Annotated in this window: 6 protein-coding genes; all 6 read left to right on the forward strand. The window is 66.2% G+C overall.

Features of this window, described 5'->3' with window-relative positions:
* Window positions 1–1,016, forward strand: a 1,016-nt coding sequence (locus tag IVB47_RS05525) for a UDP-N-acetylmuramoyl-L-alanyl-D-glutamate--2,6-diaminopimelate ligase (protein WP_247460300.1), incomplete at its 5' end; no start/stop codon positions are given.
* A complete protein-coding gene (murF, locus tag IVB47_RS05530; RefSeq protein WP_247460302.1) occupies window positions 1,013–2,392 on the forward strand; it encodes a UDP-N-acetylmuramoyl-tripeptide--D-alanyl-D-alanine ligase in 1,380 nt (459 codons plus the stop codon). The genes IVB47_RS05525 and murF, both read left to right, overlap by 4 nt.
* 164 nt (window positions 2,393–2,556) lie before the next feature.
* Window positions 2,557–3,660, forward strand: coding sequence for a phospho-N-acetylmuramoyl-pentapeptide-transferase (gene mraY, locus IVB47_RS05535; RefSeq protein ID WP_027570700.1), 1,104 nt, complete (start codon window positions 2,557–2,559; stop codon window positions 3,658–3,660).
* 7 nt (window positions 3,661–3,667) lie between these two features.
* Window positions 3,668–5,068, forward strand: a complete 1,401-nt coding sequence (gene murD, locus IVB47_RS05540) for a UDP-N-acetylmuramoyl-L-alanine--D-glutamate ligase (RefSeq protein WP_247287997.1) — start codon at window positions 3,668–3,670, stop codon at window positions 5,066–5,068.
* Between the two features lie 87 nt (window positions 5,069–5,155).
* The gene (gene ftsW, locus IVB47_RS05545) at window positions 5,156–6,307 is read left to right on the forward strand and encodes a putative lipid II flippase FtsW (RefSeq protein ID WP_027570702.1); all 1,152 of its coding nucleotides are present in this window, start codon (window positions 5,156–5,158) and stop codon (window positions 6,305–6,307) included.
* 161 nt (window positions 6,308–6,468) lie between these two features.
* Window positions 6,469–7,569, forward strand: coding sequence for an undecaprenyldiphospho-muramoylpentapeptide beta-N-acetylglucosaminyltransferase (gene murG, locus IVB47_RS05550; protein ID WP_247460557.1), 1,101 nt, complete (start codon window positions 6,469–6,471; stop codon window positions 7,567–7,569).
* The last annotated feature ends 52 nt before the right edge of the window (window positions 7,570–7,621 follow it).

Genomic DNA, 7,621 nt, shown 5'->3' on the forward strand with positions numbered 1-7,621 from the left:
CGACGCCCGACCCGGTCGCGCTGCACCGGCAGCTCGACGAGATCGCGCGCGAGGGCGTCACGCATCTCGCCTTCGAGGCCTCCTCGCACGGGCTCGACCAGTATCGCCTCGACGGCGTGCGCGTCTCGGCCGGCGGCTTCACCAATCTCTCGCGCGACCACATGGATTATCATCCGACCGTCGCGCATTATCTTGCGGCCAAGCTCAGGCTGTTTCGCGAACTGGTCCCGCCGGGGGGCGCGGCCGTGATCTCCGCCGATCATGATTGCTCGGCGGAGGCAATCAGTGCTGCGACATCGCGCGGCTTGCGCGTGATGGCGGTCGGTCGCAACGGCGACGGGGCGGGCGAGGGCATTCGTCTCGCCGGTGCGGAGGTCGAAGGGTTTTCGCAAATGCTCGCGCTCGAACATCGCGGCAAGCAATATGCGATCCGGCTGCCGCTGGTCGGCGAATTCCAGATCGAGAATGCGCTGGTGTCGGCCGGCCTCGCCATCGGCACCGGCAGCGACGCCGCAAATGTGTTTGCGAGCCTCGAACATCTCGAGGGCGCCAAAGGCCGGTTGGAGCGTGTCGGCGAGCGCAACGGTGCGCCGATCTTCGTCGATTACGCGCACAAGCCCGATGCGCTGGCCAAGGCGCTGCAGGCGCTTCGTCCCTACGCCAGGCGCAGGCTGGTCGTCGTGTTCGGCGCCGGTGGCGACCGCGATGCCGGCAAGCGTCCGATCATGGGCGAGATCGCGGCTGGCAATGCCGACGGCATCATCGTCACCGACGACAATCCGCGCAGCGAGAAGCCGGAATCCATCCGCGCCGAAATCCTTGCCGCCGCCAAGGGCGCCCGCGAAATCGGCGACCGGGCCGCGGCGATCCGCACCGCGATCGAGGAATTGGAAGATGGCGATGCGCTGCTTATCGCCGGCAAGGGCCACGAGACCGGGCAGATCGTCGGCGGAGAGGTTTTGCCCTTCAGTGATCACGAGGCGGTCGCCGCCGCATTAGCGTCGAGGATTGCATGAGCGCGCCAATATGGACGGTGGCCGAAGTGGCGCGCGCGCTGGGCGCCGCCGGATCGTTCCCGGACACGCCGATCGACTTCGTCACCCAGGACAGCCGGTTGGTGAAACCGGGCAGCCTGTTCGTCGCGCTCAGCGGCACGCCGAGCGGCGGCTTCATCTCGGCCTTCGCCAGCGCGCGTGACGGCTGGGAGTTCGCGGACAAGGCGGAAGCGTCCGGCGCGGTCGCGATGATCGTGCCGCACGAGATCGAGGGCATCCGCATTCCCCAGATCGTCGTCAAGGACACGCTGATCGACGGTCTCTGGGGGCTTGCGCGCGCGGCACGTGCGCGCTTCAACGGGCCGGTGATCGGGCTCACCGGCAGCGCGGGCAAGACCAGCACCAAGGAATTCCTCGCAGCTTATCCCGGCGCCTATGCCAGCCCGTCGAGCTTCAACAATTTCTGGGGCGTGCCGCTGACGCTGTGCAATGCGCGGCCCGATGCCAGTCTCTGGGTCGTCGAGATGGGCATGAACCAGACCGGCGAAATCGCGCGGCTCAGCGAACTGACGCGGCCGACGGTCGCGCTGGTCGTCAACGTCCAGCCGGTGCATCTGGAGAAGCTTGGCTCGCTCGAGGCCATCCGCCGCGAGAAGGTGTCGATTGCCCTCGGCCTGCCTTCGGAAGGCGTGCTGGTGCTGCCCGCCGGGATCAAGGCGCCGGATTGGAAGGGCAAGGTCATACGCTTCGGCGACAAAGCCGAGGTGCACGAGGTCGCGCACGCGCCACATGGCGACAGCTGGCAGGTCGTGGCCGCGCTTGGCAAGAAGGAGATCGCGTTCAGCCTGACGCCGGGCGCGCCGCACCGCGTTCAGAATGCGCTCGCCGCGCTCGCATCGGTCCGTGCGGCCAACCTCGATGCGGCGACGCTTGCGATCAAGCTCGACCGGGTCGGCATCATGACCGGCCGTGGCGTCGAGCAGGCGGTCGGCGGCGTCACCGTGATCGACGACAGCTTTAACGGCAATCCGGCCAGCGTGGCTGCCGCGCTGCAAAGTCTGCAGGCGCGCAACACGACCGGCGGCCGCCGCATTGCGGTGCTCGGCGACATGCTGGAGCTGGGCGACGGCGCGCCGGCCTATCACACCGATCTCGCCAGGCATCTCGACGGCATCGACGGCGTCTATTGCGTCGGGCCCCTGATGCGTCACCTGTTCGAGGTGCTTCCAGCCGGCAAGGGGCTCGGCTGGCACGACGACCCCGTCACGCTGAAGCCGGGCGAGGTCGCAAATCTGCTGAGGGCAGGCGATGTCGTGGTTGTCAAGGGCAGCAAGAAGATGTTCTGGGTCAACAAGTTTGTGCCGGGCCTAGTGGCCGCCTTGCAGGCAAGGGCGTAAACTGCTTGGAAGGCGCTGCTCCCGAATCCCACCCTTTCCGGCGCAAAGCCGTTCGTTTTCTTTAGAGGTCGCCCGACCCCATGATGAAGACCAGCGAATGCGCGCGAGGCAGGTTGATAAGGCCAAGATCAAGGCGCGAGCAAAGGCGCCATAGGACCGTCTGAATGTTTTACTGGCTGATCGAGCTCTCCAACACATTTCCGGGCTTCGGTGCCGTGCGCACCTTCCTGAACGTCTTCCGCTACATCACCTTCCGCACCGGCGGCGCCGTCGTCACCGGCGCGCTGTTCGTGTTCCTGTTCGGCCCCTGGATCATCGACCATCTGCGCATCCGGCAAGGCAAGGGTCAGCCGATCCGGGCCGATGGTCCGCAATCGCATCTCGCCAAGAAAGGCACGCCCACCATGGGCGGGCTGATGATCCTGTCCGGCCTCACGGTCGGCACGGTGCTGTGGGCCAATCCGCTCAACCCCTACGTCTGGATCGTGCTGGCGGTGACGCTCGGCTTCGGCTTCGTCGGCTTCTATGACGATTATCTCAAGGTGACCAAGCAGACCACGACCGGGTTCGGCAGCAAGCTTCGCCTGCTGATCGAGGCGGCGATCGCGCTGGTTGCCTGCTACGCGCTGGTGCGGCTGAACCGCGATCCCGCGTCGACCGCGCTGACGATTCCTTTCCTGAAGGACACCGTGCTGCATTTCGGTTGGTTCTTCGTCGGGTTCGGCGCCTTCGTCATCGTGGGCGCCGGCAATGCGGTGAACCTCACCGACGGTCTCGACGGCCTTGCCATCGTACCCGTGATGATCGCGACCGCGAGCTTTGCGATGATCGCCTATCTCGCCGGCAACGCGGTGTTCGCCGACTATCTCCAGATCAAATATGTTGCCGGCACCGGCGAGCTCGCGGTGCTCTGCGGCGCGCTGCTGGGCGCCGGTCTCGGCTTCCTCTGGTTCAACGCGCCGCCGGCCTCGATCTTCATGGGCGACACCGGCTCGCTCGCGCTCGGCGGCATGCTGGGGGCGATCGCGGTCGCGGTGAAGCACGAGATCGTGCTCGCGGTGATCGGCGGCCTGTTCGTGCTGGAGGCGGTCTCCGTCATCGTGCAGGTGGTGTCGTTCAAGATGACGGGAAAACGCATCTTCCGGATGGCGCCGATCCATCACCATTTCGAGCAGCTCGGCTGGACCGAGCCGCAGATCGTGATCCGCTTCTGGATCATCTCGGTGATGCTGGCGCTGGCCGGCCTGTCCACGCTGAAGCTGCGGTGATCGGTCGATGATCCCCGTCACGTCCTTTGCCGGCAAGACGGTCGCGGTGTTCGGCCTCGGCGGCTCGGGGCTCGCCTCCTGTCACGCGTTGAAGGCGGGCGGCGCCGAGGTGATCGCCGCCGACGACAATGCCGAGAACGTCGCCAAGGCGGCGCAAGCCGGCTTCATCACGGCTGATTTGCGCAACGTCTCCTGGGCCAACTTCGCCGCGCTGGTGCTCGCGCCCGGCGTTCCCCTGACCCACCCGGTGCCGCATTGGAGCGTGTTGAAGGCGCGCGAGGCAGCTATCGAGGTGATCGGCGACATCGAGCTGTTCTGCCGCGAGCGGCGCCGGCACGCGCCGGATGCGCCGTTCGTCGCCATCACCGGCACCAATGGCAAATCGACAACGACAGCTTTGATCGCGCATCTGACCAAAGTCGCCGGCTACGACACCCAGATGGGCGGCAATATCGGCACCGCGATCCTGTCGCTGGAGCCGCCGCGCATGGGCCGTGTCCACGTCATCGAGATGTCGTCCTACCAGATCGACCTCACGCCCTCGCTCGATCCCTCCGTCGGCATTCTGCTCAATGTCAGCGAGGACCACATCGATCGCCATGGCACCATCGCGCATTACGCCGCGGTGAAGGAGCGCCTCGTTGCCGGTGTGCAGGCCGGCGGCACCGCGATCGTCGGGGTCGACGACGGTTTTTGTCGCGACATCGCCGACCGGCTCGACCGTGCCGGCAAGAATGTGGTGCGCATCTCGGTCAAAAACCCGCTGGCCAGCGGCATCCATGTCGAGCATGGCAATATCGTGCGCAATTCCGGCGGCGCCCGCAGCGAAATCGCCAGGCTCGGCGGCATCGGTTCTCTGCGTGGCCTGCACAATGCGCAGAACGCGGCGTGCGCCGCCGCCGCCGCGCTCGCGATGGGCATCGGCCTCGATATGCTTCAGAACGGCCTGCGCAGCTTTCCCGGCCTTGCGCATCGCATGGAGCAGGTCGGCCGCCGTGGCAACGTGCTGTTCGTCAACGATTCCAAGGGCACCAATGCGGACGCCACCGCGCATGCACTGTCGTCCTTTTCGGACATCTTCTGGATCGCGGGCGGCAAGCCGAAGGCCGGCGGAATCACTGGCCTCACCGGCTACTTCCCGCGCATCCGAAAAGCCTATCTGATCGGCGAGGCCGCGCAGGAATTTTCCGGTACGCTCGGCACGAAGGTGCCGCACGAGATCAGCCAGACCCTCGACGTCGCGGTCGAGCAAGCCGCAGGCGATGCGGAGGCGTCGGGCATCACCGACGCGGTGGTCTTGCTGTCACCCGCCTGCGCCTCCTTCGACCAGTACCGCAATTTCGAAATTCGCGGCACCAGGTTCCGCGAGCTGGTGCAGGCGCTGCCGGGTGTGAAGCCGGTGGTGTGAGGCAATTCCAATCATCCGCGATTTCTTAACCTCCCGGTAACCAACCTCGGCGACCAATGGACCGACCTCTGTCCGAAAGCGGCCGCCATGCTCTCCCGTGAAGAACGCACCCCCTTTTCCGAGTGGTGGTGGACCGTCGACAAGCCGCTGATGGGAGCCATCCTGGCCCTGATGCTGACCGGCGTGATCCTGTCGCTGGCAGCGAGCCCGCCGGTTGCGACTCGCATCGGGCTCGATCCCTTCCATTTCTTCAGCCGCCACGTGATGTTCCTGGCGCCGTCCGGCCTGGTGCTGCTCGGGGTGTCCTTTCTGTCGCCGCGGGCGATCCGTCGCTCGGCGCTGATCATCTTCGCGGCCAGCATCGTCCTGATCGTGCTGACGCTCGCGATCGGTCCTGAGGTGAAGGGCTCGCGGCGCTGGATCACGCTACTCGGCGTCAACATCCAGGCCTCCGAAATCGCAAAGCCGTCGTTCGTCGTCATCGCCGCCTGGCTGTTCGCGGAATCGACCAAGCGGCCGGAGATGCCGGCGACCTCGATGGCGCTCGCGCTGCTCCTGATGCTGGTCTCGCTTCTCGTCATGGAGCCCGACTTCGGCCAGACCATGCTGATCCTGATGGTGTGGGGCTCGCTGTTCTTCATCGCGGGCATGCGGATGATCTGGGTGTTCGGGCTCGCCGGCCTCGGCGCCGCCGGACTGTTCAGCGCCTATCTTTTTGTTCCGCACGTCGCCGGCCGCATCAAGCGCTTCATGAATCCGGCCTCTGGTGACACCTTCCAGGTCGATACGGCCATGGAGGCCTTCTACAACGGCGGCTGGTTCGGGCTCGGACCGGGCGAAGGCATTGCCAAGCGCAGCCTGCCGGACAGCCACACCGACTTCGTGTTCGCGGTTGCCGCCGAAGAGTTCGGCATCATCCTGTGCCTCGCGATGCTGGCCCTGTTTGCTTTCGTCGTCATCCGCACGCTGTCGCGCGCCTATGCCAACGAGGACATGTTCTCGCGCTTTGCGGCCTCGGGTCTTGCGATCCTGTTTGGCGTGCAGGCCGCGATCAACATGTCGGTCAATCTCCAGCTCATCCCCGCCAAGGGCATGACGCTGCCCTTCATCTCCTATGGCGGCTCCTCGATCGTGTCGCTGGCCTATGGTGTCGGCATGATGCTGGCGCTGACGCGGCTGCGTCCGCGCACTGAAGTCGAGGCGAGCGGCCACGCCGAGGCGATGCGCAGCTACGCGTAGTTTTTCGTCACTGCGAGCAGCGAAGCAATCCAGAATCCCTCCGCGGTAGCAGTCTGGATTGCTTCGCTTCGCTCGCAGCCTGGATTGCTTCGCTTCGCTCGCAATGCGGAAAATTGGAGGAAGCCATCATGTCCCAAGTAGACACTGTAAAACTCCCCACCATGGACACCTCCCCCCTGATTCTTCTCGCCGCGGGCGGCACCGGCGGCCATCTGTTTCCGGCCGAGGCGCTCGGCGTCGAGCTGATCCGGCGCGGATTCCGCGTCCGCCTCGTCACGGACGAGCGCGCGCTGCGCTACAGCGGCCTGTTCACGAAGGACATGATCGACGTCGTCTCGAGCGAGACTGCGCGTGGACGCAATCCGCTGCAGCTCGCCTATGCCGGCCTGACGCTCGCAGCCGGCACGTTGTCCGCCTACAGCCTGATCAAGCGATTGAAGCCGGTCGCTGTCGTCGGCTTCGGTGGCTATCCGACGCTGCCGCCGCTGGTCGCGGCAAAATTCGCGGGCGTGCCCGGCATCATCCATGATGCCAATGCCGTGCTCGGCCGCGCCAACCGGTTTCTGTCGAGCCGCGTCCGCGCCATCGCGACGTCATTGCCGGGCGTGCTCGACCGCGATCCGGCGCTATCAAGCAAGACCACGACGGTCGGCACGCCGATGCGTCCGGCGATCCTCGCCGCAGCTGGCGTGCCCTATGCTGCGCCTGAAGTGAACGGCCCGCTGCGCCTGCTCGTCGTCGGGGGCAGCCAGGGCGCACGCATCATGGCCGACATCGTGCCGGGCGCGATCGAGCGCCTCGAGCCCGCGCTGTGGAGCCGGCTCGTCCTTACCCAGCAGGTGCGCGACGAGGACATGGCGCGCGTGCGTGCGGTCTACGACAGGCTGAAGATCAAGGCCGAGCTTGCGCCGTTTTTCACCGATCTGCCGGCGCGGCTCGCCTCCAACCATCTGGTGGTGTCGCGCTCAGGCGCCGGCACCGTGGCCGAACTCGCCGCGATCGGACGGCCCTCGATCCTGGTGCCGCTGCCGGGCGCGATCGACCAGGACCAGTTCGCCAATGCCGGCGTGCTGGCCAAGGTCGACGGTGCGATCCGCATTCCGCAAACCGAGTTTTCCCCCGATCGCCTCGCCGCCGAGATCTCCGCCTTCGCCGCCGAGCCCGCGCGCCTGGCCGCCATGGCGCAGGCCGCCCGTGGCGCCGGCCGGCTCGACGCAGCGGAGCGGCTGGCCGATCTGGTGGCCAAAATCGCGGGAATCTGACGCGAAATCAGCCGGAGTTCCTACTTTTGCCGTCATGGCCGGGCTTGTCCCG

The sequence above is a fragment of the Bradyrhizobium sp. 62 genome, from assembly GCF_023073035.1.
Taxonomy (GTDB): Bacteria; Pseudomonadota; Alphaproteobacteria; order Rhizobiales; family Xanthobacteraceae; genus Bradyrhizobium.